The organism is Nocardia sp. NPDC024068 (assembly GCF_040638875.1).
Taxonomy (GTDB): Bacteria; Actinomycetota; Actinomycetes; order Mycobacteriales; family Mycobacteriaceae; genus Nocardia.
Genome location: NZ_JBEZYU010000003.1, coordinates 382436 through 407540, shown reverse-complemented (window position 1 = coordinate 407540; position 25105 = coordinate 382436). Strand labels below are relative to the sequence as shown.

Genomic DNA, 25105 nt, shown 5'->3' with positions numbered 1-25105 from the left:
ACCGGTGCTCCGCACCAGTTCAGAGTGTGAAAACGGATGAGCCGATGCTGCGGCCGGTTTCGAGGTCGCGATGCGCGCCGACCGCGTCGGCGAGGGCGTAGCGCTGGTTGACCTCGACCCGGATCCGCCCCGCGGCGACGTGGCCGAACAGTTCACCGGCCAACTCGGCTCGTTCGGCTGGGTCGGCGATGTAGTCGGCGAGAGCCGGGCGGGTCACGAATAACGACCCGTGCACCGCCAGCTGCACAGCGTCGATCGGCGGCACCGGCCCGGAGGCCGTACCGAAGCAGACGAGCAGCCCGCGCTTGGCCAGGGAGTTCAGCGAAGCGTGGTAGGTGGTCTCGCCGATGCTGTCGAATACCACGGGCACACCAGCGCCCCCGGTGATCTCACGGACCCGGGCCGCGACGTCCTCCCTGGTGTAGATCACGACATGGTCGCAGCCGTGCGCCCGGGCGACCTCCGCCTTCTCCTCGCTCGAGACCGTCCCGATGACGTTGATGCCCAGCACCTTCGCCCATTGGGTGAAGATCAGGCCGACCCCACCCGCGGCGGCGTGCAACAAGACCGTGTCACCGGCCCGGAGCGGGTGAATACGCCGTAGGAGATAGGCGGTGGTCAGTCCGCGCATCGTCATGGCCGCGGCGGTTTCGAAGGGGATGGCATCAGGCAGACCGATCAGATGCTGCGCCGGCAGCACCCTTTCCGTGCTGTACGCGCCGAGCGGGCTCCCGGTATAGGTGACGCGGTCACCCACCCGGAACCCGGGCACACCGGCACCGATCGCTTCGATCACGCCCGCGGCCTCGACCCCCATTCCCGCCGGCAGCGGGGACGGATACAGCCCGCTGCGGAAGTACGTGTCGGCGAAATTCAGCCCGACCGCCTCGTGCCGGATCCGGACCTCGCCCGGACCGGGCTGCCCCACCTCGTACTCCTCCCAGCGGAGGACCTCGGGTCCACCCGTCTCATACATTCGAACAGTTCCGGCCACGACACTCTCCTCTTCTCACGACCGCATCTCTTGTTCACGACCGACTCGCGACACCGGGCGATCGGGCATGCGCGGCGTCCGATGGAGACACCTGATGCCGCGCCGGATGGTCACCGCACGGATTGCGACGGCATGCGGGCTACCGGATACGAGCCCCCGCAGGAAGGGCGTGCCGAGTGCTCTCACCAGCCATATCGCCCTCCTTCCGGTCCTGTGCGCTCGCTGTGATGTGACCCACGTTAGGCGAGATTCCGAATGAATGCTTATCCTGACGGGACAGGAAGTTATTCATTCAGGGACACGGGTATGGGAAGAAAACCGCTGGCGCGCTATGCCGCGCTGAACAATTTCGTCACGCTCGGCCAATCCTTCGGGCTCGATCCGGCCCGGCTCGTACGCGCGGCCGGACTGGACCCGGCCGGCCTCAACCTGCCGGACCGCTGGGTCCCCGCGGTAGCGGTCGCCGACCTGCTGGAACGCGCCGCCGGTGAGTCCGGCCACGAAGATTTCGGACTCAGACTGGCCGAACTGCGCCGGATATCGAGCCTCGGCCCGCTCAGCCTCGCCATCCGCGAAGAACCCGATGTGCGCAGTGCGCTGAAAATTCTTTCCCGGCACGAGAATATGTACAACGAGGCCCTGCACACTCGTCTGACCGAGCGTAACGGCGTCGGCACGATCGGCTTGACCATCGATCTCGGCGAACCGGGTGAGACACGCCAGGCAATCGAACTCGGAGTGGGAGTTCTCCACGCACTCCTGCGTGATTTCCTCGGAACCGGCTGGCGCCCACTCGAAGTGGATTTCACACATTCCGCTCCCCGCAATCTCGACACCCACCATCGGATCTTCGGGAGCAATATCGGGTTCGACCGCGAATTCAACGGAATCGTCGTCTACACAACCGATCTCGATGCGGCCAACGCCGTATCCGACCCCTTGCTCCGGTCATATACCCAGCGGTTTCTGGGAACGGCGGAGCCGATACCGGAGCCGACCACTGCAAGCCGGGTCCGTGATCTGATCGAGACGCTGCTGCCGACCGGACGGTGTTCGGCCGATCAGGTCGCGCGGAGCCTGGGCATCGACCGGCGGACCGTGCATCGGCACCTCGCACAGGAGGGTGAAACCTTCAGCTCGATCCTCGACGGCGTACGGGCCGGGCTGGCCGGTCGCCTGGTAGCCAACCGTCGATACACCTTCACCGAGGTTGCCGAGATGCTCGCCTTCTCGTCGCACAGCAATTTCACCCGCTGGTTCCGCAACCACCACGGATGCAGCCCCAGCGAATGGCGCAAGACCCACGAAATGTCCGCTGCTCCGCCTTCGGTGTAGCGAGGCCGCCGGACAACGGGTGCGATCCGGCCGCGTACCGTGGTCGAGGCGGACAGGCCTGGTTGTGCCCGATATCCCTACCGGGACGGAACGACATCGAAAGGTCGAGATGGCGGCGGAAGAGCACAGACGAGAAACCGACCGGCACGGGTCGGGCGACGAGGCGAGGGTCGCTTTCATGATCCACATGCGGGAAGATATGACCCGGTTCGTCATGGAATACGAGTTCGCTGTGAAGGAACTGCTCACGAAGGTCACGATTCTGCGTGAGGAATTCCTGCATCTGCACCACTACAACCCCATCGAACATGTCACCTCCCGAGTGAAATCACCGACGAGCATTCTGCAGAAGGCGATACGGAAAAATATTCGCCCCGAGCTACCCGCGTTCCGTGAACACCTGACCGATATCGCGGGCGTGCGGATCACCTGCAGCTTCATCACCGATACGTACCAGGTGCTCGAGGCGCTCACCTCACAGGACGACGTCCGCGTCCTCGCCGTCAAGGACTACATCGCCCATCCGAAGCCGAACGGCTACAAGAGCCTGCACGCTATCCTCGAGATCCCGGTATTCCTGTCCACCGGTCCGGTGAACGTCACCGTCGAACTCCAGGTCCGCACTATCGCCATGGACTTCTGGGCGAGCCTCGAGCACAAGATCTTCTACAAATACGACGGGCACGTACCCCAGCGCCTCATCGACGACCTGGCGAGCGCCGCCGCGACGGCCGCAGAGCTCGACCACCGGATGGAGCAGCTGCACACCGAAGTACACGGGACGGAAGGCAGAACCCGCGGACCGGAGACGGATATCGACGACCAGATCCTCGAGTATCTGTGGGACCTCGCCCGGGACTCCCGCGGCTGACCCATCGGGGCCCGCTCGTGCGGCACAAAGATCTATCACCCGAGGAACTGGAAAAGTACCAGCCGGGCCGGCCGGTTACCGAGAAGGGCTATACCGCGACCTCGAACAAGCCCGCTGGCACGAATCCGGCGTTCTCGGAGTCCAAGGCCGTGGAATTCCAGATCGTTCCAAGACCGGCCATCCGGTCGGCGAATACACCGGCCCGGACGGGCCACACCATGCCCAAGCAAGTCGGCGGGATCACCCTCTACACCGCCGAGGAGGCCAAGCAGCTGGGCTTGGCCCTGTCCGAAGAAGAGCAGGCCCGAAACCGCGCCATTTTCGACCAGTTCAACGCCGAACACGACGCCCGCGCGGCCACCGCGCCGACCCGGGTTCGGCGGACGATATCGACCCCGAATTGCGCCAAAAGCTGGAACCGCGCTACGGCGGCGACTACGTGGGCTGGACACGCGATGGCGACCACTGGCGCGACGTGGACGGCAACATCCGCTACACCCGGCCCCGGCGGCTGGTACGACCCATGGTGGCGCGATGATTTTGATTGATTTCGGTTCCGGCGGAACCAGATCGGGTTACCGCGCATCCAAGTAGTGGGAGTTCTCGCCGACACGAGGAGGGCACGTGTGATGCCTTCTGCACCCGAGAAAAGGATTCACGTGATGAAACGCACCACTTATGGTTTCGCGATCAGCGTCCTGGTCACCGGCGCAATGGCCGGTGCTGTCTGGACCGCCGGTACCGCTCCCGCCCAGGGCGGCGGCATGTCGTACCAGGAGTGCATGACCACGGGCAAGGACAGCTACCGGCAGCTCTACGGCAAGGAAGCTGTCTGCGTCGAAGACGGTTATGGCACCTACAAATTGGAGCCCGCCGTAGGGCAGTAGCAACCGAGACGCCGATCGATCGGTTTTCTGGCCACCGGCGCCGCCTGTCCACCTGGGCAGGCGACGCCGGCTGGACCGTGGGCCGCGGCATTACGCGATCTCGACCCGGCCATCCGGTGGTGGTGGGCAGCAATGGCTGGTCTCCACCTTCGGGGACGGCCGGCCAGATCTTTCCGCTGCGTGCGACGACGCCAGCACACCCGCCAAACAGAGCTGAACGACGGTCCGCGCCCATCGCAGAGAAAGCCAGGCTCGAGAACGTCGGCAGGCACACGAAACGGTTCCCGACATCACCCGGGGATCTTTCCGTTTGGCCGACACCGCCCCGGCGAAGGAGGTGGCTCTGGCAGACGTATCTCGATGAAATGTGACACGCCGCCCCCCGGATGATCCACGATCCGGTTCGACTACAGATCACTGTCAGGCCACCCCCTTGGTCGCGGACGCCGAGGCAGTCTGTCCGACCGAGAGCAGGCTATCGGAAAAGAGCGGGGTCGCCATCACCGGGAAGCGGTGATTTCATCCGACGGAACCGTTGCTACATCATCCGGCGGACAGCAGATTCACCCGGCTCGCTTCCCGGACCTTCTCCCCATTCCTCGGCATCCGATCCCAACACACCCGACACCACCCGCCGACACACCGGCCGGGTGGTGTTCATTTTCACGCACAGGAACAGCACTGCGACCGCAAACCGTTGTCGATATTCACGACAAACCGCTGTCGGCATTCACGCCCAGAGCCACATCCGAGCCCGGCTCGCTCGTGCGCTCGCCGCGGGAGGCGCGCAGGGTATCGATCATCGGTCGAACCTATGACCGCTTCCGGCTGGGCAGAAGTCACCGCGGATACCGGTATCCAGAACACCAGCCGACACGACCAAAGGAATGCGGCAGCGGCGCGGGGTCATTCGCGTCGGCAGTAATCGGCGATTCTCTGCGTGTCCTGTTCGGTGACCGGCAGGTAGACCATCATCTGGCTCTCCGGAACCTCCACCACCGAATTCGGCTTCTTCGGACAGGTCGACGTAGCTGACGGGGTTCTGGGAATTGTTCGCCGCCGGGTCGGGCTGCCCGATTCAGGCGTCATAGACCGGATGCCCCGCGACGAGCAATAGACCCTGGGCCCCGAACCGGTCACCGTAGGACACACCGTCGGCGATTCGCCGATCGCGAGCACGGTCCCGCCTCCGGTGATCAGCGCGAACTTCTCACGACCGAGTCGCTCAGCGTTGGCTTTCCACGTTCCGCGCCCGGACTCCTATTCCTCTTCCCTGTTCATACGCGGGAACCAGCCCACCCACTCCCGTCTTATCAGCTCCTCGCCGTCGGTAGGCGCGGAATACTAGGGTCGGATCGGTGACGAACGCTCTGCCACCGGAAGTACCAACCGAACACGTCGCCAACCTCACCGAGGCACTGCTGTCGTGGTTTCCCGCGAACACCGCTCGGTTCGGACTCGTCGCCGACTACCCGGAGGTCCATCTGCCGGGCACCCCCGTCGACAGCGGATCGCCGACCGATCTGAGTGTCCTGGCCCGCGAGATCGCGCAGCGCCCCGAAAACGAAACGATGAACTGGTGGGCCTGCTATTACCACACAGACGGTTACGTGAAATGCACTGCCGAGCAGGTCCGCGGCTTGTACCGCGCGGGAATCGACAGCATCGACCCCGCGACCGATGATCTGCACGCGTGTGTGTTCATCCTGGTCGCCGACCGGCACGGGAACCTCTGGTGGGCAGCACGGATCGACGGCCGCGACGACACGCTCACCGGGTGGGCGCCGTCCGGCACGACCGGTGCGCGTCCCGCCGGAGAGCTGGTGGGCCGGGTCCTGCACCAGGCCCACTCGATTCGCGACGCCGCCGCGCCCTCCGGTGTCCGAGGATCCGGGCCGGCCGAGCCGGAAACACCGACCGCCACCGGGAGTCCCGAGGGTGACCCGGTGACGATCCGGCAACTTGTGAACGAGCTGACATTCGACCCGGACGATTTCTTCCGAACCACCGATCCCCTGCTGGTGTTGTTCGGTACACCCGAGGACGAGAGCCGAGTGGGCGATTTCGAACTTGCGGCGGTCGACTTTCCCGAAACGCAGACGATGCCGCTGCTGGTGCCGCCCGCCCGCCTCATCGCCGGTGAACAGCCCGGCGAATACTACGGGGCACTTTTCCGGGCCACTGCGTGGGCGGTATTCGCCGACACCGGTGCTGCCGCGCCTACGCACCTGATGCGTGCCACGGGCGGGTGGGATGAGCGCCGTCCACTGCGCAGGGTGTACGCGTCGGTCGCCGCGACCCGGACCGGCACAGTGTGGTGGGCGGTCGAAATCGCGGAGACCGGCGAACAGCTCAGCGGAGAGTTCGCCGCGCACGACCCGCTCCCCGAAGGGCCGTTCTTCCATGAAGTCGCCGAAGTCGCCCGATGGCTCGGCTCCCGGCCCGACGGGCGGTGAGGGCGGCCCTCCGGGAGCGGCGGAAGCGCCACCAGGCCGCACCGCGGCGATTACAAAATGGTCGACAGAATACCCTGTGGTAACGTCAACGGTGTCAGTTTCGGCAAAGATGCGCGCTGCGGAGGCTCTATGGCCGGATAGTCCGGGCAGGACCTGCGGTACGCCTTGCCGGCATCACGAGCGAGAAAGTGGGATCGAGATGGCGAAGCAGGGAACCGCGACGAAGCGCCCGAGACGCGAACGCGGCTCTCTCAACCCCGACGATATCGTCGCGGGCGCGTTCGAACTCGCCGAAGAGATCTCGATCGACAACCTGAGCATGCCGTTGCTGGGCAAGCATCTGGGTGTCGGCGTCACGAGTATCTATTGGTACTTCCGCAAGAAGGAAGAGCTACTCAACGCCATGACGGACCGGGCGCTGCGGCAGTACGCGTTCGAGACACCCTTCATCGAGGCCGAGGACTGGCGCGAAACGCTGCGCAAACACGCACAGACAATGCGACAGACCTTCCTCGGCAATCCCATCCTGTGCGATCTGATCCTCATCAGGTCGGCCCTCAGCGAAAAAGCGGCGCGACTCGGCGGACAGCAGACGGAACGTGTCATCGCCAGCCTCGTCGAGGCGGGGTTCTCCCTGGAGGACGCCGTCGAGACGTATTCCCGAGTCCAATTGCACGTGCACGGTTTCGTTGTACTACAACGTCTTTCGGATAAGAACCGCGAACTCAGCCCCGAGTCCACGGCGTATTACGAGAACGTGATCATCGACCCGGAGACCACGCCCCTGCTGGCGCAGGCCGCCGCCAAGGGCTACCACTCGGGCGCGCCCGACGACCGGAACTTCGAGCACGGGCTGGATTCCATCCTCGACCATTCTTCCCGGTTGCTCCCGGGCGCCGGGCCGAAGGATGCGAAGCCCGCCCCGGCGCGGCGGTCGACCCGGTCGACGGCCACGAAAGCCAGCAAGCCCCGTACTCGCGCGGCGGCCAAATAACGCACCACCCGGCAACTCGACACCCGTTGCCGTTTCCCCGAGCCCAGAGCTGATCACCGGCCCCGCATTCACAACGGTATGAGATCCGCGCCGAAGCCGGGGGCGCCGGCCGGGCGGGGCTAACGGGGCTGGAAACGCTGCGCACCGTCGATCCGCACGACTTCGCCGTTCATGTAGGGGTTCTCCAGCAGGTGCTGGGCGAGATTCGCGTATTCGTCCGGCGTACCCAGTCGTTTCGGAAACGGCACGGTCGAGGCGAATTTCGCCAGGCCTTCCTCCCCGATGAGCTCCATGATCGGTGTCAGCATGGTGCCGGGGGCGATGCTGTTGAGCCGGACCCCGACCGAGCTCAGATCGCGGGCGCCGGTAAGGGTCAAGGCGATCACTCCGCCTTTGGCCGCCGAGTATGCCGACTGCCCGATCTGGCCCTCGTACCCGGCGATCGAACTCGTCATCACTATCGCGCCGCGTTCACCGCTGGGTTTCGGCTCGAGCTGCGCCATCCGCGCCGCGGCCAGCCGCAGGACGTTGTATGTTCCGGTGAGATAGAGCCCGATGGTATCGGTGAAACCCTTCAGCGTGTGCGGGCTGCCGTCACGGTTCACCACCTTCTCCAGCACCCCGAAGCCGCCGTGCGCGATCACCGAGTACCGCAATTCGCCCAGCTTCGCCGCGGCGTCCAGCGCCGCATTCACCGCATCCTCATCGAGCACATCGGTCCGGACATAGACCGCTTTGTTGCCGAGCTCGTCGGCCAGTTCCTGCGCCTTCTCGTCGGCGACGTCGGCGATGACGACGGCGGCTCCGGCACCGTGCAACCGGCGCACGGTGGCGGCACCGAGTCCGCCGGCACCACCGGTGACCAGGACGACTTCTCCCTCGAAAGACACGGAGTTCTCCTCACTCTTCATGATCGACAGATCGGGATCCGGCGCATCGGACGGATGAACGCACCGGTCAGGAGCCGGTCCATTCGGGAGCTCTCTTCTCCGCGAACGCCTGGGCGCCCTCCTGCGCGTCCTTCGAACCGAATACCGGTCCGATGAGCTCCATCTGCTTCTGCCACATCTCGTCCTCGCCCCAGTACCGGGACCTGACGAGAATCTCCTTGGTCACCGCGACCGCCAGCGGGCCGTTGGCGGTGATCCGGTCGGCCAACCGCAGAGCTTCGGCCAGCGCGTCGCCGGGTTCGGCGAGCACATTCACGAAACCCAGCGCCGCGCCCTGTTCGGCGGTGAAGTTCTCACCGGTGAGCGCGAGTTCGAGTGCCTTCTGATACGGGATCCGCTGCTGCAGGCGCAGCAGTCCGCCGCCCGCGGCCACCAGGCCGCGCTTGACTTCCGGAATGCCGAACTGCGCGGTCCGCGACGCGACCACCAGGTCCGTGGCCAGGACCAGTTCGGTGCCGCCGGCCAGGGCGAAGCCCTCGACCGCCGAGATGATCGGCTTGCGCGGCGGCCGTTCGGTGAAACCCATCCCCCGGCCCGGGATATAGGGATATTCACCGGCCGCGAATGCCTTCAGATCCATACCGGCACAGAAATTCCCACCACTGCCGGTGAGGACAGCGACCGACAGTTCGGGGCTGTCGTCGAGTTCATCCATCGCATCGGCCAGGCCGCGGCTCACCGCCAGGTTGGCGGCGTTGCGCGCATCCGGTCGATTGATCGTGATCACCAGCGTGCGCCCACGGCGCTCCACCAGAACTTCGTCCGGCACCAGTCACCTACTACTCGTCATGTGTTGAACAGGGGATTGTGTTGTGTCCGGGTGCGCGGGGCATCCGGCGCTGCCGTACCGGCGGTATCAGACCTCGATCACCAGGGCACCGCCCATACCACCACCCGCGCACATCGCGGCGACGCCGATACCACCACCACCGCGGCGGCGCAACTCGTAGATCAGCGTGGTCACCATGCGTGCGCCGCTGGCCGAGATCGGATGGCCCAGACTGCATCCACTGCCGGAGAAGTTCACCCGCTCCTCGTCGAGTCCGTATTCCCGGCAGGCGGCGATCGGCACCGACGCGAACGCTTCGTTGATTTCCCACAGCGCCACATCCGCCGCGCCCAGACCTGCCCGCTCCAGCACTTTGCCGATGACCTTCACCGCGCCCAGGCCGGTATCCCTGGGCGCCACAGCCGCATTGGCCCAGGCACGGACGGTACCCATCACCTCGAGTCCTTCCGCGGCGGCGTAATCGTCGCCGACCAGCGCCACCGCGGCCGCGGCATCGTTGATCCCGCTGCTGTTTCCGGCGGTGATCGAGAAACCGTCGATCTCGGGATGCAGCACCGGCAGGGCGGCGAGACGCTCCAGGGTGGTGTCGCGACGCGGATGTTCGTCCACCGCGAAGTCGATCACCGTACCGTCGGCCCGGGTCACCTTCAGCGGCACGATCTCGTCCAGGAACTTTCCGGCCTCGATGGCGTCACAGGCCCGCTGGTGCGACCGCAGCGCCCACGCGTCCATCTCCGCCCGGGTGATGCCCACCGCCTTCGCGGTGTTCCAGCCCACTGTGACCGACATATCCATGGTCGGGGCGTCGGGAGTCTCCGGATGCGACGGCGGGATCCAGGGTTCGATGAACTTCGTCTCCGGCCCCGAATCCGGTACGCGCCATTTCATCAGCGGTGCCGTGGACAGCGACTGCACTCCACCGGCGACGAGCACCCGCTCCATATCGGAGCGGATATGCGCGGAGGCGTTGGCGATCGCGGTGAGACTGCCCGCGCAGTGCCGGTTGACCGCCTGGCCCGGCACGGTTTCCATCCCGCAGGCCACCGCGGCGTGCCGCGCCAGATCACCACCGCCGTAGTTCAATTCGGCAAACACCACGTCGTCGACCGCGCCCGGCTCGAGGCCGGCTCGGCGGACCACCTCCGGCAGCACGGTGGTCGCGAGGGTCTCGGTCGGCACATTCGCCAGCGCGCCCTTGAACGATCGCCCGATCGCTGTTCTGACGGCACCGACGATGACGGGTTCGGCCATATCTCTCAACCTCTGCTCGAGCCACACTCGGGGTGTAGCGGCTTGCACCGTACAATTTTTTTCAACAGTATTACATACAGTATTGCCATCCGGAATGGCTGCGCGCCGGATCCGCCGGTCGACTACCGGCCCGTCACCGCCGACGGCGCCGCATAGCGCGCCGCATCCGCCACCCAGGAGACCCGATCGGCCGTCGCGCCCCGGAGCGCCGATGCGGGCAGATACGGGCCGTTGGCTCGCTCATCGGCCCCCCGGCAGGTCGAGGCGGGCACCGAGGCGACCTCCGCACGGCGCCCCACTTCATCTCGGGATCTCGTCCTGGATACTCAACTGTAATCATTACCGTATAATACTTCAAGACAGCTGATCGTTCAGGAAGGGAGCACCGATGACTGGCCTGCTCAACGGCGTCAGGGTGGTCGAACTGGCCTCGTGGACCTATGTGCCCAGTGCGGGTGCCGCGTTGGCGGACTGGGGTGCCGATGTGATCAAGATCGAGGACACCCGTGGTGGCGACCCGTGCCGGAATCTGGTCGTCGGCGGGCTGACCGTCGACGATTGTCCGGTGCAAGCCAGTTTCATGATGGAGGTCGGCAATCACGGCAAGCGCAGTATCGGCGTGGACATCAAATCCGAGCGCGGCCGGGAGATCCTGGCGAAGCTGCTCGCGCAGGCCGATGTCTTCCTCACCAACTGGCTGCCGGGCCCGCTCGAACGCGCAGGTCTCACGGTGGAGGGCCTGCGCGCGGTGAATCCGGCCCTGATCATCGCCCGGGGCAGCGGCCACGGCAGCCGCGGCCCGGAAAAGGATCGAGGCGGATTCGACGGAGCCAGCTACCTCGCCCGCGCCGGCGTCGCCTACGCGCTGAGCCCGCCTGCCACCGAGTTCCCGGTGGCCCAGGGACCGGCTTTCGGCGATCTCCAAGGGGGTATCACCCTGGCCGGCGGCGTTACGGCCGCGCTGTTCCACCGCGAACGCACCGGGCACGCCTCGATCGTGGACAGTTCGCTACTCGCCCAGGGCATGTGGGCCGTGGCCCCGGATATCTCGGCCGCGGACTACTACGGAATCGATCGGATCCCCGCCGGTCCGGCGGGTTCGGCCCTCAACCCCGCGGTGAACCGGTACCGCACTCGCGACGATCGCTGGGTCCAGCTGATGTTCCTGCAGACCGACCGCTACTGGAAGGGATTCTGCGAACGAATCGGCCGACCCGATCTCGGCACCGACGAACGATTCGTACCGCTGGCGAACCTGGTACTGAACCAGGAGGCCGCCACCGTCGAACTCCGCAAGATCTTCGCCGAGCGTGACCTGGCCGAATGGCAGCAGGTGCTCGCCGACGAACCCGGGGTCTGGTCCACGATCGCCAGCCCGCGGGAAGTCCTGGACGACGTCCAGGTCGCGGCCAACGGCTACCTGATGTCGCTCGACGACGATGCCGGAAACACCTACCGGACCGTCGCGGCACCGGTGCAGTTCGACGAAACTCCACCCCCGGCGACCAGAGCACCGGCCTACGGCGAGCACACCGAAACCATCCTGCTGGAACTCGGTATGGACTGGGACGAGATCATCACCGCCAAGGACGCGGGAGCCATTCTGTGACCGGAAAGGTGCTGCGGCGCGTACCCGTCGACGAGCTCACCCCGGTGCAGCCGAACAGCGAGGAGTTACCGTGATGAAGAGCGGCAGCCGTTTGGAGAGTCAGGTCTGCGATACCCAGGTGATCGTCATCCGCGCCACCGACGCGCTGGCCGGGTTGTGCTGCGGCGGCGCGCCCATGGTCGCGCTCGGCGACGAGAAATCCGCCGGCGCGGTACTCGATCCCGGCTTCGCGGCCGGCGCCACACTCGGCAAGAGGTATGTCCACGACAGTGGCGCCGAAATACTCGTCACCCGGGGTGGGGCCGGCACACTCGCCGTGGACGGGGCTCCTCTCGGAGTCAAGAACGCGAAACCGCTTCCCGCGAGCGACTGACCGATCGCGGCCCACGGTCCGGCCGCAGTGTGAATCCACCGGCAGGCCGGCGCGGAAGGCGGCCGGCCCGGCGGGTCACCGGGTCCGGGTCCGCGGGGCCGTCACGCCTTCCATATCTCGAGCAACTCCCGGGTCGTGGTGACCGTCGCCAGCAGCGACAGGGTGTTGTCGATCATCGCCGCGCCGTATTCGGCCGGGACTCCGGCCACGGCGTCACGGGGCAGGACCACCGTGTAGGCCGCGTTCACCGCGTCCATGACGAGATTGGGTATGGCCACGTTCAGTGAGACCCCCACGGCGACAATCGTCGATACCCCGAGATTGCGCAGGACCGGGTCGAGATCGGTACCACTCATGGGGCCCAGCCCGTGGCCGCGGGTCAGTACCAGATCGGCCGGCTCGGGCCCGAATTCGGGGAGTAACCGCGCCCCCGGACTGCCCGGGGTGACCGCGACTCCGCGGCGCCCGAGCGCGAAGAGTTTCGCGTTGTGGTTCGACCCCAGGTTGTCGGCCCGGCGCGTGACCAGGCAGTGCACCACGTGGACGCCCGCGGCTCGGGCTGCGTGCAGCAGCGCGCCGATATTGGGCAGTGCCTCTCGTCGCGCCTCGTCGGCGAGCGCGGCCAGGCCCGCGCCGGGCCCCACCACCGCGCCCTGGCATTCCTGGGTGACCAGTGCGGTGCGCGCCGGGTCGGCGAGATCGCTCAGCGCCCGCCTACCCAAGGCCGGCTCCTCGGCCGCGAGCCGGATTCATACCGGGGTCCCCGCTTCCGCGGGCGGAACATCGTAGAACTGCTTCGCCCACTTGCGCAGCGACAGATACGGTTTCGCATCCTTCGGTGAAAGCGGGGGGTGTTCGACGTATTTCTGGTACCGCCAGATGCTCAGATCCTCCCACACCGTGACCAGGAACTGCCGCTCCACCCGCTCCCGGACCTCGGGTGGCGCAACGTCGGACTCGTCGCCGGGTTTCCTGGGCCACCAGATCGAATAGAACAGGTCCGAGCACTCGTCGTCGACGGGTGTCGTGGCGAAGATGAGCCGGTGGTTGGAGGACCCCTCGAAGGCGCTGATGGAGCCACCGAGGCCGAACATCCGAGCGTGGATCTTCAGCGCCATCTCGTCCGGGTCGTCGCTGCGGGCATCGGGCCAGCCGGTGAGAAACGACCAGGTGTGCCCCTCGGCGCTGTAGTCCAGCATCCGCGGGGTCACGGTGGCGCCGTGGACGTATTCGAAGTGCAGGCTGTCCGGGCCGTTCTCCAATACGACCTGCGGATGTACCGGCTCCTGCTCGGTCTTGCGGGAGAATTCCGGGTAGGGGCGGTAGTAGCCGTCCGGGCCGCTGCCGAGTTCGGGGAACATCCGGAGGATATCCGGCATCTCCCACTGCGGTTCCTTCCCGTCTGGATGGTGCCACATGAACACGCAGCCGTTCTGCTCGTTCACCGGATACACCCGCAACCGCAGGCCGCGGTTGACCCGGTCCTCACCGGGTATCTTGCGGTTGCGCCCGTCCGGGCCCCACCGCCAGCCGTGGAACGGGCATTCGACGCAGTCGCCGACCACCTTGCCGCCGTGACCGATATGCGCGCCGAGATGGCGGCAGTGGCCGGTGAGGATATGCAGCTCGCCGGCTTCGTCGCGATAGGCGACCAGATCCGCACCGAAGTAGCGCAGGGGCCGCGCCTCGCCCAGGGGGAACTCGGCCGACCAGCCGACCATGAACCAGCCGGTGACCTTCCAGGTGAAGGGGACCTTCACGTGACACCTCCGATGTCTACGAGATACCTACCGTTGAACGCATGCCGCACCGAAGCCGTCGATGAACTCCCTGGCGGCCCAGGGGTTCGAACCGTCCACGTGCACCACCGCAGAGGTGGCGTTGCGTCGTTCGAGACCGTCGAGGAAGTCCCGGGCGGCACGGACCGACCCGCGGTCTGCGACGCGGTTGCCATCCGTAGGTTCCCGCCGAACCGGTCAGACCGCCGTGGTCTTCGGCTTGGCCGGCGGGGAGTAGTTGGGCCGGCCCAGTCCGAGCACATGCTGGGCGATCATGTTGCGGAAGACTTCGAGCGTCCCGCCGTAGATACCGCACAGCGGAGCCCAGCGGTACAGGTATTCCGCTCCCCCGTCGTCGGCGGCGCCCTCGGTCTCCACCGGCAGCGCCGCCGCCGGACCCAGCAGGTCCATCAGATCCGGCGCGATATCACGCATCGCCTGCGCGATGGCGACCCGGCCGAACATATGCGGCGCGGCCAGCGCCGCCTCCATCCGGGCGACGCTGCGTCCGAGCCGGTACGCCACGGAGGTGTCGTCGAGCAGCCGGCTGCCGTCCGGACGCGGTTGCGCCGCCGCTGCGGCGAGCCTGTCGACCGCCACAGCCATCGTGGCGCCCTGGTGGGTCATGATCGATACATCCTGCAGGCCGTCGCCCGCGGCGTCGACGACACCGTGCTCGGTGTTGAGCGGACCCATCAGCACCGACCAGCCGTCGTTCACCTCGCCCAGCCGGTATTTGTCGTCGACCCGGACATCGCTGTAGTAGACGATATTGGTGCGGTCACCGTCGACGGTGCGGATGCCCTGGATCTCGATACCGGGGGTGTCGAGCGGCACGAGGAACATGGTGAGGCTCTTGTGTTTCCGGGCTTCCGGATCGGTATTGGTGATCAGGAAGACGTACTGGCAGTTGTGCGCGCCGGTGGTGAACATCTTCGAACCGTTGATCACCCACTGATCGCCGTCGCGCACCGCACGCGTCTTACAGGTCGCGACATCGGAGCCGCCCTCGGGTTCGGTGTAGCCCAGGCACAATCGCACCTCGCCGGCGGCGATCCCGGGCAGTACTTCTTCCTTCAGTTCCGGCGAGCCGTGATCCCGTACCGAAGCAACCACGATCGCGGTGGTGCCCCAGGTCACCCACGGGGTGCGGGCCCGCCGCTTCTCCAGGTCCCAGATCCGGCGGTGCAGCCGGTTCAGCCCACCCTCGTCCGGCCTGTTCAGTTCCCCGGCCAGCCAGCCCTCCGCACCCATCGCCAGGTGCACGCCTTCGTCGAAGTTGTCGCCGGTTTCGCGATCCCGGCGCCGGACCTCGTCGGTGACATGGATGTCGAGAAACGCCCGGGCGCGATCCTGAAAGGCCTGGTCCGCATCGGACAGTTCGACCAGTGAAAAATCCATCGATGTACTCCGTTCTAGCTCTGGGCCGCGGCGAACAGTTCGGCGGCGCGCACCGCGCTGGCGGCGGCATCGCCCGCGGCCAGCGGCCATCCCTTCGCGCGGAGCAGGTAGGCACTGGCCGCCGACTCCGCGGCGACACCGAGTCCGCCCTGGACATGGACCGCCATGGTGGCGGCCCGGGGTGCCTCTTCCGCCATGTACACGAATGCCGCCGCCGGGAGAGCCGGTTGGACATCGGGCTCGAATTCGAGGAACCAGGCCGCGCGCCGGGCCAGATTGCGCGCCGCCTCCACGGTGATGGCGATATTGGCCAGCGGATGCGAAATCCCCTGCAGCGTGGAGATCGGGACCCCCATCGTGTAACGAGTGGTCGCGAATTCCGCGGCGATACGCAGTGTTTCCTCGACAAGCCCCACCAGGGCAGCTGCCGTCAGCACCCGCCATTCGTCGAGTGCCCGGTCGTGGTGGGCGACCGCCTCGGCGCCGGAGGCCAGGACGGTCCGCCGGTCGGCCGCCGCCGGATCGATCCATGCCATCGGCAGTCGGCCGATATTGTCGGCCAGGGCCGGGCGGGTATCGAAACCCAGGCGCACGATCTCGTCGCCTTCCCGGATCACGATCTGGTCGGCGATCGCCCCGGCCGGTACCAGCCGGACGCCGGGGGCCGTCCCGATCCGCGATTCGAGCCCGACCAGCCGCCGCCCCTCGACCACCGCGGAGTCACCGTCGGTGTCCAGCGCGCCCAACCGCGCCAGCAACCGGGACGCACAGACATGGTCGATCCACGGTACCGGGGCGACGACACGGCCGAGCTCCTCGGCGACCAGGGTCAGATCGACCAGCGTCGCACCGTCGCCGCCTGCGGATTCGGGCAACGCCATGGTGGTCGCACCGGTACCGCACAACTGCTCCCACAGGAACTTGTCGAAACCTGTCGGTTCGGCGGACCGGACGACCTCCAGCGGGCAGCGGGTTCTGAAGAATTTCGCATAGGCGGCCTGCAATTCGGACTGGTCCCCGGAAAGGCTGTAGTCCTGCCGGCGCAATTCGTAGCGATCCATTCTGCGTGCTCCTTGATATCGCGGGACTCAGTCGTCGGCTGCTCGGTCGCCGAAAAAGAAGTCCTGCGCGTTCTGGTAGAGGTAGTTCTCGAGGACGTCGCCGGGAAGATCGAGGGCCGCGGCTTCGGGCACCACCCGGCGCATGGTGAGCACCGGCCAGTCGGAACCGTAGATCACCTTGTCCTTGCCCCGGGTGCACATGAAATGGAGCAGGTTGCCGGGCAGGCGTTTCGGCGACCAGGCCGAGGTCATCAGCCGCAGGTTCCGGTATTTCATGAGCAGCCGGATAGCGACGTCCCACCAGGGGTCGGCACCGTGGATCATGCACAGGCGCAGTTCCGGAAAGCGATAGCAGACACGATCGAGGTAGATCGGGTTCTGTACTTCACCGGGAATCGGCGGACCGGGCAGTCCCGTGTTCATACACAGCGGCAGGCCCATTTCGGCGCATTTGTAGTACAGCGGATAATAGACCGCGTCGGTCGGCGGATACTGCCCGTCACCCCAGAAACTGGGACCCATGGTGGTGTAGGCGACCGGGAGATCTTGCACCAGTACCTCGAGTTCCCGCAACGAGGACACCGGGTGCAGCAGATCCACACCGTTGAGCGCGAGGGCGAACCGTTCCGGGTGCGCTTCGACGAATTTCAGCGCGGTGGCCGACGGCTTCTTCATCGAATACATCAGGACGGCTTTCTCGACGCCCTGTTCGTCCATCTCGTCCAGCAGCGCACCGAGTTCCACCTGCTCGTACAGGGATTTCGGGCCCTTGAAGTAGTCGTCGCGGACCTTCAGCATCCACGCCGGCTGCTCCTGCTCGCCGAAATGCACATTGACCAGGCAGTCGATGACCTTGCGCATCTTCTTCAGACCTCGTTTTCTGCCGTGACCCGCACGGTCACGCGGTGCGCCGCCCAGCGGTAATCCGGTTTACCGTTGCCGAGCCTTCTGATCTCGGCGACGAAGATGATTTCCTTGGGCACTTTGAATCCGGCCAGGCGCCGCCTGCAGGCTTCCCGCACGGCGGCCTCGGTGACCTCCGAGCCGTCGGTCGCGCAGACCAGCGCCACGACTTCCTGCCCCCAGTGCGGGCTCTGCCGCCCGACAACCAGTGCGTCGTGCACACCGGCCTGGGCCCGCAGTACCTGTTCGACCTCTTCGACGAAAACCTTCTCGCCGCCGGTGTTGACCACCAGCGAATCCCGGCCCAGCAGGCGCAGGCTCCCGTCGGCGGCGACCGTGGCCCGGTCGCCGGGGATCGCCAGGCGCCGCCCGTCGATCACCGGGAAGGTGCGCATCGTCGCGTCCGGGTCGTCGAAGTACCCGAGCGGCACGCGGCCGGTGCGCGCCGCCCACCCGACCTCGGTGTCGCCGGGTTCCAGGAAGCGGCTGCGGTCCTGGGAGACCGCGGTTCCGCCCGGCATCGGGGCGAAGGTGTCCACCTCCGCGCCTTTACTACTGCGGCCGTACCCCATACCGCCGGTCTCCGAGGAACCGTATCCCTCGACGACCGTGGCATGTGGAAGCAATTCGAGCAGCTCGTGCCGATGGACCGGGTTCGTCGCGGCCCCGCCCGTCCCGATGGCCATGAGCGAGGTGAGATCGTAACGCCGCGTTCGCAGTGCACGAACCAGCGGTCCGGCGTAGGCGTCGCCGACAATGGTCATCAGCGCGGCCCGCTCGCGTTCCGCGGCCGCCAGCGCGGTCCGGGCGTCGAATTTCGCCCGGTCGTCGTAGAGCAGAATCGTCTGACCGGCCAGCAGCCCCGCGAACGAGGTCCAGATACCGGCGGCATGCGACAACGGTGAAACCGCGAACCATACGTATCCGGTCGCCGCGACGAGTTGCCGCAGTGGTTCCAACGATTCGTGATCGGCGCCGTTCATCGAGGACACGTACATATCGCTCTGCCGCCACAGCACGCCCTTCGGGCGCCCGGTGGTTCCGCCGGTGCACAGCATCACCACGTCGTCCGGTGACGTCTCGATCACCCGATCGGCGGCACCGGAGGCCACCGACTCCTCGAACCGCACCGCGCCCGGTTGCTCGGCGGCGTCGCTGCCGTCGTCCACCGAGACGAGCAGTTCCACGCTCTCGGGCGCGGCGGCGGCGACCACGTCGCCGAACGCGCGGTGGTAGACGACGGCGCTCGGCCGGATATAGGCGAGCAGGTCGGCTATCTCGTGCGCGGTGTAGTGATAATTGATGTTCACCGGCACCGTGCGTGCCTTGATACAGCCGATCATCACGTCGAGGTACCGGTCGTTGCGCATGATGAGCGCGACCCGGTCCTGGCCACATTCCCAGCGCTGCAGCCGGTCGCGGGGGGTGCGGGCGCCGAGTCCGCGGGCCGCCAGGAAGGCGGCGAACCGGCGGGTCAGCAGGGCGGAGTCGGCGAAGGTTGTCCGGCGGTCACCGCAGATGGTCATGGTGCGGTCCGGGGCCGCCGCCGCGACCGCGTCGAATACGGGCCCGATACTCCATTCGGTCAACGGAGGCCTCCGGATTCGGAGACCGACCGGCGCGCGGGTGCGCGGGCGGAGTCGATAGTGATCACTGTGCCTCCTCGGAAACGATTACCTGCGGGCGGCGGAGGCCGGAGCATCGGCAGAGGTGTCGAATCGTCGCGGATCCTCTCGTTTCGTCCCGCACCTCGGGCGGCCGGTGAGCGGGTCCGCCGGTCGGCGCCGATACCGGGTCCACGACCTGATCGGGGCCGCAGGTGGGCAGGTTCGTCCACGTGCCACCTCCACTGCCGCGCGACCCGTCGCACACTGGATAGTCGTGTCTACTGTATAGCTATCGGTATCACTTGGTGCAAGGTTTACCGGATACCCGATGATCCGGCACCGCCGGATCGGCCGGGACCGTTATCACGCCCCGGCGGCGACTTCGAACCCGACGGGACGCAGTTGACCTGCCCGATCCGCAGCGACAGTCGCCCGAGCGCCCCACAGTCGGCCGCGCGCCCCGTGGGAGCAATTCACCGATCCAACTCCGATATTGCTTACGGTATGTTCAACGGTATAGTCGGTTACCGAGCAGATGGCCAGGAAGATGCGGGGATAACAGTGAGCGACAACACCCAGGCCCCACCCTCGAGTGGAACAATCCACCGCGACCAGGACGGTCCGGTACTGCGGCTGACCATCGACCGGCCGGGGCGTCGTAACGCATTGGCACCGGGAATGCTCACGGAGCTGATCGGCGCACTCACCCGGGCGGCGACCGACGAGAGCCTGCGGGTGGTGCATATCGTGGGCGCCGGCGCCGATTTCTGCTCCGGGGTCGACTGGGTGGCCACCAACAGTGACGGCCGCCGCCCCCGCACCGGCGACCTGGTGCGCCGAATCCCCCATACCGCCAATCGGCTGATCGAGCTCATCCACACCATCCACCTGCCCGTGGTGTCTACGGTGCGCGGCTGGGCGGCCGGGATGGGCTGCAACCTCGCCTTGGCGGCCGATTTCACCGTCGCCGCGGCCGACGCCGTGTTCTGGGAGCCGTTCCTGAGCCGCGGATTCAGCCCCGACACCGGGTCGACCTGGCTGCTGCCCCGACTCGTGGGCCTCGCCCGCGCCAAACGCATCCTGCTGCTCGGCGAAAAGGTCGGCGGCAGCGAGGCCGCCGACTGGGGGCTCATCCACGAGGCCACCGAACCCGGCGAACTCGACCGCCGCACCGCGGCACTCCTGGACCGGCTCGCCACCGCACCCACCGTCGCGCTGGGGCTGAGCAAACAGGCCGTCCACGACAACCTGGACGCGAGCCTGCCCCAGGCGCTGACCCGCGAACTGCTGACCCTCGAACTCGCCTGCCGCACCGCGGACTTCAAGGAGGGGCTGGCCGCGTTCCGGGAGCGCCGGGACCCGGAATTCCGGGGACGCTGACCATCCGGCGGCGGCCTGACTCAGGTCAGTGAGTAGCGGATCGGGAGATGCTTCAGTCCGCCGACGAAGGTGGTCGCGATCAGTTCGGGTGCACTGGTTGATTCGACCGATTTCAGGCGCGGCAGCAGCTCGGTGAAGAATTTCCCGACCTCCATCCGGGCCAGGGCCGCACCCAGACAGAAGTGGACACCGAACCCGAAGGCCACATGCTTGTTGGGTTCGCGGTGGATATCGAACCGGAAGGGGTCGTCGAAGACCTCTTCGTCCCGGTTCGCCGAGACGTAGGACAGCAGCAGCGATTCCCCCGCAGCGATCGGTACACCGTTGACCGTGGTGTCCTGTGCCGCCGTGCGCATGAACGCTTTCACCGGGGTGACCCAGCGGATCATCTCCTCGGTGGCCTGCGGCATGAGACCGAGGTCGGCGCGCAGTTCCGCGCGCTGCCCGGGATTTTCGATCAGTGCGCGCATTCCGCCCGCGATCGTGGCGCTGGTGGTGTCGTGCCCGGCGATGGCGATGATCGCGTAGTAGGACATGGTGTCGATATCCGACAGTGGTTCACCGTCGATCGTCGCGTTGGCGATTGCCGACGCGAGATCATCGGTGGGGTTTTCCCGCCGCGAATCGGTCAAGGTCTTGAAATAGGCGAACATCTCCGCCAGCGCGTTCATCGTCTCGGTTTCCGACATCGTGCGCTTGTACTCGTCGTCGTCGCTGCCGATCAGCTCTTGGGTGAGTTTCAGCATGAGGGGGAAATCGGATTCGGGGACGCCGAGCAGCGACATGATCACGTACAGCGGGTAGTTGACCGCGACCTCCTGGACGAAATCGCATTCACCACCCGTCTCGCGCATCCGGTCGACGAAGCGCACGGCGAGCTGGTCGATCCGCTCCCCCATCGCGCGCATGGACTTGGGGCCGAACCAGTCCGCGGCGATCGCACGCACGATCCGGTGCTGCGGGTCGTCCATATGGATCAGTGTCCGGATGCCGACCGCCGCCTGCATCTCGTCCGACGCGGCAGGCATCAGTACCGGCCGCGGCCAGTTCGTGAACACCCGGTTGGCCCGCTCGACGGCCATCACATCGGCGTGTTTGGTGATCGCCCAGAACGGTTTGTAGGACGGTACGTCCACCAGCGATACCGGGGCATTCGCCCGCAGCGCACTCAGCGCGCCGTGCAACCGCTCCTCATCGGTGTAGGCGGCCGGGTCCGCAAGTACCTTCGCGGCATCGTCGACGATCGGCATGCTCATATGCGGTTCTTCCGTTCCGTATCTTCGTGTCAATCCTGGTCGGACCCGGCGACCGGGGGCCGGCCCGGCACGTTGTGCCGCCCACCAGAGTGATTTATAGTCAGGCTTACTGTCAAGCATTCTATAACTCCTACGGGCTATGGAGCGGTGGTAGTCATGCCCCCTGAGCAACGCAAGATCGTGGTCGTCGGAGCCGGATCGGGAATCGGCGCGGCAACCGCCGCGCACTACCACCGAGCGGGCGATTTCATCCTCGCGGTGGACCTGCGCCCGGGCGATACCCCGGCCTCCCGGCATGAACAGTGCGATCTGCGTGATGCCGCGGCGATCGACGAACTCCTGAAGCGCATCGGCTCGGATTGGGACGTACTGGCCTACGTCGCAGGCGTACCCGGCACCGCTCCGGCGTACGACGTTCTCGCAGTGAACTATCTCGGCATGCGCCTGATGACCGAAGGAATGCTCCCGCGCCTGCGGGAGGGCGGCTCGATCGTGACCGTGGCCTCGGTCGCGGCGCTCGGCTGGGACCAGCGACTCGAGGCCCTTTCGGGCCTGCTCGACGCGACCGATATCGAGACGGTCCGGCGCTGGCAGGACACCCAGGATCCGAACTACCCGGTGTACAGCACCTCGAAGCAGGCCTCGATCATCTACGCCAAGCGTCTGGCACCGGCCGCCCTGCAGAAGTACGGCGTCCGGATCAACACGGTGAGCCCGGGGCCGACGGAGACCCCGATCCTCGCCGATTTCGAGACCAGCATGGGCAAAGATGTCCTCGACATGGTCAAGGCCACGGTGGGGCGGCACGCGAGCGTCGACGATATCGTGCCGGTGATCGCCTTCCTGGCCTCACCGGCGGCTCGCTGGATCAACGGTCAGGACGTCCATGTAGACGGCGGTTTCGTGGCGCCGATGTCGGCGGGTGCGCCGATACGACTCTGAAACCACTTCCCCGGACGCTCAGCGACCACCACCGGCCGGTCGCGATTTCCTCGCGACTTCCGGGGCCCACCGGACCGATACCGGAAGCCGTTGCGCCGACGAAGATTGCCGATGCGAATGATTTCGCATACTGTATACATTACAGTATGTTGGGTATCGCGGATTCCGCAAGGTCCCGACGACACTAGAGGTGAGCTGTGAACAGCCCCGTTCAGGACGAATCGACCCCAGTCGGGGACACCCTCGACCTACGCGACCCCTACCCGTACTTCGCCGCCCGGCGCGCCGAGGCAGGTGTTTCGCACGGCACGGTGATGGACTACTCCAAAACCCCGGAGTCGCTGCGACCCTCGGACACCTATGCCGCGTTCTCCTACGACGCCGTCAACTCCGCCCTGCGCAACAGCCGGGTGTTCAGCACCGCGCTGTACGACTCCACGATCGGTGTGTTCATGGGACCGACCATCCTCGCGATGGACGGCGCCCGGCACAGAGCGCACCGCGGTCTCGTCTCGGCGGCATTCAAACCGCAATCGCTGCTCACCTGGGAGCCCGAGGTCGTCCGGCCGATCTGCGATGCGCTCATCGACGAGTTCGCCGAGCGCGGCCACGCCGATCTGGTCCGCGACTTCACCTTCGAATTCCCGACCCGGGTCATCGCCCGCCTGCTCGGCCTGCCCGAGGAGGACCTGCCGTTCTTCCGCAAGGCCGCGGTATCGATCATCAGCTACGCCGGGAACGTGGGTCGCGCACTCCAGGCGTCGAAGGACCTGCAGGAGTATTTCCTCGGGCATATCGAACGGCGCCGCAGCTCCCCCACCGACGACATCATCAGTGATCTGGTGAGTGCGGAGATCGACGGCGAGAAGCTCACCGACGAGGCGATCTACTCGTTCCTGCGGCTCCTGCTGCCGGCCGGCCTGGAAACCACCTACCGTTCCGCCGGCAATCTGCTCTACCTGCTGCTGAAGCATCCGGAGCAGTTCGCGGCCGTGCAGGCCGATCGCCGCCTGCTGCCCCCGGCGATCGAGGAGGGGTTGCGCTACGAGACCCCGCTCACCCTGGTGCAGCGTTACGTCACCGAGGACACCGAACTCGACGGCGTCGCGATCCCCCGCGGCGCGGTACTGGATCTCTGCCTGGGTTCGGCCAACCGGGACGAGAACCGATGGGAACGCCCGGAGGAATTCGATATCCACCGGCGCCGCATCCCGCACATCACCTTCACCGCGGGCGCCCACACCTGCTTGGGCCTGCACCTGGCCCGGATGGAGACCCGCGTCGCCCTGGACCGCCTGTTCACCCGGCTGACCGGTTTCGAACTGCAGGACTCCGGCGATCCGCATATCTTCGGCCAGCCCTTTCGTTCGCCGAATGTGCTCCCGGTGACCTTCGATGCCGTCGCCTGAACCACGGAGCAGCACAACAACCCGCCGATGGGCGAAAGGACCAGACCGTGACCGACGAACCCGGACTGCTCAGCCACCAGAACGGGAGCGTGCGCACGCTGACGTTCAACCGGCCGCACCGCAAGAACGCCATCACCCGTGCCATGTGGTCGGCGCTGCGCGACCAACTCCGTGACGTCACCTACGGCGGCAAGGTCCGCGCGGTCGTGCTCACCGGCGCGGGTGGTTCGTTCTGTTCCGGCGCCGATATCGCCGACGCGTCCGGTATGGAAGAGTTCCCCGACCCCGCCGCCGAGATTCGCGCGATCAACGAGGCGGTGCTGCAGTTACACGATCTGCCGGTGCCCACGATCGCGAAGGTGCGCGGTGTCGCGGTCGGCGCCGGCTGGAATCTCGCGCTCGGCTGCGATTTCGTCGTCGCGACCCCGGAAGCGAAGTTCTGCCAGATCTTCACCCGCCGCGCCCTGTCGCTGGATTGCGGGGGTTCCTGGCTGCTGCCCAAACTCGTCGGACTCCAGCAGGCCAAACGGCTCGCGATGTTCGCCGACACCATCGATGCCGCGGAAGCCCGGTCGCTCGGACTGGTCACCTGGGTTCGCCCCGAGGACACCATCGACGAATTCGTCGCCGACGCGGCGGCGCGCCTGGCCGCCGGGCCGCCCACTGCCCTCGCGCAGACGAAATCCCTGCTCAACGATGGCGCCGATCGCACCATGCGCGAAGCGCTGCTCAATGAAGGTCACGCGCAGCGGATCAACCTGACCTGCCCGGATGTCCTCGAGGCATTCGCCGCGTTCAGCGAGAAGCGCGATCCGGTGTACAGCGCGGCGCGCGGTGCGGGTGCGTAACCCTCCGGAA

23 protein-coding genes are annotated in these 25105 nt (G+C 66.5%); 12 read left to right on the top strand and 11 right to left on the bottom strand.

Annotated elements, in window-relative coordinates; all coding sequences use genetic code 11:
* Nucleotides 1-19: 19 nt before the first annotated feature.
* Nucleotides 20-994, bottom strand: a complete 975-nt coding sequence (locus AB0F41_RS06950) for a quinone oxidoreductase (RefSeq protein ID WP_357421780.1) — start codon at nucleotides 992-994, stop codon at nucleotides 20-22.
* A 306-nt stretch (nucleotides 995-1300) separates the two neighbouring features.
* Here AB0F41_RS06950 and AB0F41_RS06945 point away from each other — a divergent pair, with 306 nt between their 5' ends.
* From AB0F41_RS06945 to AB0F41_RS06920, 6 genes are all read left to right on the top strand, one after another.
* Nucleotides 1301-2329 carry an AraC family transcriptional regulator gene (locus AB0F41_RS06945; protein ID WP_357421779.1) on the top strand — a complete coding sequence of 343 codons (1029 nt, stop codon included), beginning with the start codon at nucleotides 1301-1303 and terminating at the stop codon, nucleotides 2327-2329.
* Between the two features lie 178 nt (nucleotides 2330-2507).
* The gene (locus AB0F41_RS06940; protein WP_357421778.1) at nucleotides 2508-3200 is read left to right on the top strand and encodes a GTP pyrophosphokinase family protein; all 693 of its coding nucleotides are present in this window, start codon (nucleotides 2508-2510) and stop codon (nucleotides 3198-3200) included.
* 17 nt (nucleotides 3201-3217) lie between these two features.
* Complete coding sequence (locus tag AB0F41_RS06935) at nucleotides 3218-3748, top strand: hypothetical protein (protein ID WP_357421777.1); 531 nt, start codon at nucleotides 3218-3220, stop codon at nucleotides 3746-3748.
* 114 nt (nucleotides 3749-3862) lie between these two features.
* A complete protein-coding gene (locus tag AB0F41_RS06930; protein ID WP_357421776.1) occupies nucleotides 3863-4087 on the top strand; it encodes a hypothetical protein in 225 nt (74 codons plus the stop codon).
* A gap of 1358 nt (nucleotides 4088-5445) precedes the next feature.
* Nucleotides 5446-6543, top strand: a complete 1098-nt coding sequence (locus tag AB0F41_RS06925) for a hypothetical protein (protein ID WP_357421775.1) — start codon at nucleotides 5446-5448, stop codon at nucleotides 6541-6543.
* A gap of 199 nt (nucleotides 6544-6742) precedes the next feature.
* On the top strand, nucleotides 6743-7537 hold the full coding sequence (locus AB0F41_RS06920; RefSeq protein ID WP_357421774.1) for a TetR/AcrR family transcriptional regulator C-terminal domain-containing protein: 795 nt from the start codon (nucleotides 6743-6745) through the stop codon (nucleotides 7535-7537).
* Nucleotides 7538-7656: 119 nt separating this feature from the next.
* Here the strand turns inward: AB0F41_RS06920 and AB0F41_RS06915 are convergent, their stop codons facing one another.
* The 3 genes from AB0F41_RS06915 to AB0F41_RS06905 form a co-directional block, all read right to left on the bottom strand.
* Entirely contained in the window at nucleotides 7657-8427 is a 771-nt protein-coding gene (locus tag AB0F41_RS06915; RefSeq protein WP_357421773.1) for an SDR family NAD(P)-dependent oxidoreductase, read from the bottom strand.
* A gap of 67 nt (nucleotides 8428-8494) precedes the next feature.
* A complete protein-coding gene (locus tag AB0F41_RS06910) occupies nucleotides 8495-9256 on the bottom strand; it encodes a crotonase/enoyl-CoA hydratase family protein (RefSeq protein WP_357421772.1) in 762 nt (253 codons plus the stop codon).
* Between the two features lie 87 nt (nucleotides 9257-9343).
* On the bottom strand, nucleotides 9344-10528 hold the full coding sequence (locus AB0F41_RS06905) for a thiolase family protein (protein ID WP_357421771.1): 1185 nt from the start codon (nucleotides 10526-10528) through the stop codon (nucleotides 9344-9346).
* A gap of 388 nt (nucleotides 10529-10916) precedes the next feature.
* Here AB0F41_RS06905 and AB0F41_RS06900 point away from each other — a divergent pair, with 388 nt between their 5' ends.
* Both AB0F41_RS06900 and AB0F41_RS06895 read left to right on the top strand, forming a co-directional pair.
* A complete protein-coding gene (locus AB0F41_RS06900) occupies nucleotides 10917-12137 on the top strand; it encodes a CoA transferase (RefSeq protein WP_357421769.1) in 1221 nt (406 codons plus the stop codon).
* A gap of 70 nt (nucleotides 12138-12207) precedes the next feature.
* A complete protein-coding gene (locus tag AB0F41_RS06895) occupies nucleotides 12208-12510 on the top strand; it encodes a hypothetical protein (protein WP_357421767.1) in 303 nt (100 codons plus the stop codon).
* A gap of 101 nt (nucleotides 12511-12611) precedes the next feature.
* Here the strand turns inward: AB0F41_RS06895 and AB0F41_RS06890 are convergent, their stop codons facing one another.
* The 6 genes from AB0F41_RS06890 to AB0F41_RS06865 all read right to left on the bottom strand — a co-directional run bounded on the left by AB0F41_RS06890 (nucleotide 12612) and on the right by AB0F41_RS06865 (nucleotide 19242).
* Nucleotides 12612-13232 carry a cysteine hydrolase gene (locus AB0F41_RS06890; protein ID WP_357421766.1) on the bottom strand — a complete coding sequence of 207 codons (621 nt, stop codon included), beginning with the start codon at nucleotides 13230-13232 and terminating at the stop codon, nucleotides 12612-12614.
* Nucleotides 13233-13259: 27 nt separating this feature from the next.
* Nucleotides 13260-14270, bottom strand: coding sequence for a Rieske 2Fe-2S domain-containing protein (locus tag AB0F41_RS06885; RefSeq protein ID WP_357421764.1), 1011 nt, complete (start codon nucleotides 14268-14270; stop codon nucleotides 13260-13262).
* A 216-nt stretch (nucleotides 14271-14486) separates the two neighbouring features.
* Nucleotides 14487-15689 carry an acyl-CoA dehydrogenase family protein gene (locus AB0F41_RS06880; protein ID WP_357421763.1) on the bottom strand — a complete coding sequence of 401 codons (1203 nt, stop codon included), beginning with the start codon at nucleotides 15687-15689 and terminating at the stop codon, nucleotides 14487-14489.
* A 14-nt stretch (nucleotides 15690-15703) separates the two neighbouring features.
* Nucleotides 15704-16750: an acyl-CoA dehydrogenase gene (locus tag AB0F41_RS06875; RefSeq protein WP_357421762.1), complete on the bottom strand. Its 1047-nt coding sequence runs from the start codon at nucleotides 16748-16750 to the stop codon at nucleotides 15704-15706.
* Between the two features lie 27 nt (nucleotides 16751-16777).
* Nucleotides 16778-17611 (bottom strand): amidohydrolase family protein, encoded by an 834-nt coding sequence (locus AB0F41_RS06870; protein ID WP_357421761.1) that lies wholly within the window; start codon nucleotides 17609-17611, stop codon nucleotides 16778-16780.
* A gap of 5 nt (nucleotides 17612-17616) precedes the next feature.
* Nucleotides 17617-19242, bottom strand: coding sequence for an AMP-binding protein (locus tag AB0F41_RS06865; RefSeq protein ID WP_357421760.1), 1626 nt, complete (start codon nucleotides 19240-19242; stop codon nucleotides 17617-17619).
* A 579-nt stretch (nucleotides 19243-19821) separates the two neighbouring features.
* Here AB0F41_RS06865 and AB0F41_RS06860 point away from each other — a divergent pair.
* Nucleotides 19822-20640 carry an enoyl-CoA hydratase-related protein gene (locus AB0F41_RS06860; RefSeq protein ID WP_357421759.1) on the top strand — a complete coding sequence of 273 codons (819 nt, stop codon included), beginning with the start codon at nucleotides 19822-19824 and terminating at the stop codon, nucleotides 20638-20640.
* A gap of 20 nt (nucleotides 20641-20660) precedes the next feature.
* Here the strand turns inward: AB0F41_RS06860 and AB0F41_RS06855 are convergent, their stop codons facing one another.
* On the bottom strand, nucleotides 20661-21896 hold the full coding sequence (locus AB0F41_RS06855; RefSeq protein WP_357421757.1) for a cytochrome P450: 1236 nt from the start codon (nucleotides 21894-21896) through the stop codon (nucleotides 20661-20663).
* Nucleotides 21897-22052: 156 nt separating this feature from the next.
* Between AB0F41_RS06855 and AB0F41_RS06850 the strand changes: the two genes are divergently transcribed.
* The 3 genes from AB0F41_RS06850 (at nucleotide 22053) to AB0F41_RS06840 (ending at nucleotide 25095) form a co-directional block, all read left to right on the top strand.
* Nucleotides 22053-22838 carry a coniferyl-alcohol dehydrogenase gene (locus AB0F41_RS06850; protein WP_357421756.1) on the top strand — a complete coding sequence of 262 codons (786 nt, stop codon included), beginning with the start codon at nucleotides 22053-22055 and terminating at the stop codon, nucleotides 22836-22838.
* 197 nt (nucleotides 22839-23035) lie between these two features.
* Complete coding sequence (locus AB0F41_RS06845; RefSeq protein WP_357421755.1) at nucleotides 23036-24247, top strand: cytochrome P450; 1212 nt, start codon at nucleotides 23036-23038, stop codon at nucleotides 24245-24247.
* Between the two features lie 47 nt (nucleotides 24248-24294).
* The gene (locus tag AB0F41_RS06840) at nucleotides 24295-25095 is read left to right on the top strand and encodes an enoyl-CoA hydratase-related protein (RefSeq protein WP_357421754.1); all 801 of its coding nucleotides are present in this window, start codon (nucleotides 24295-24297) and stop codon (nucleotides 25093-25095) included.
* Nucleotides 25096-25105 lie beyond the last annotated feature (10 nt).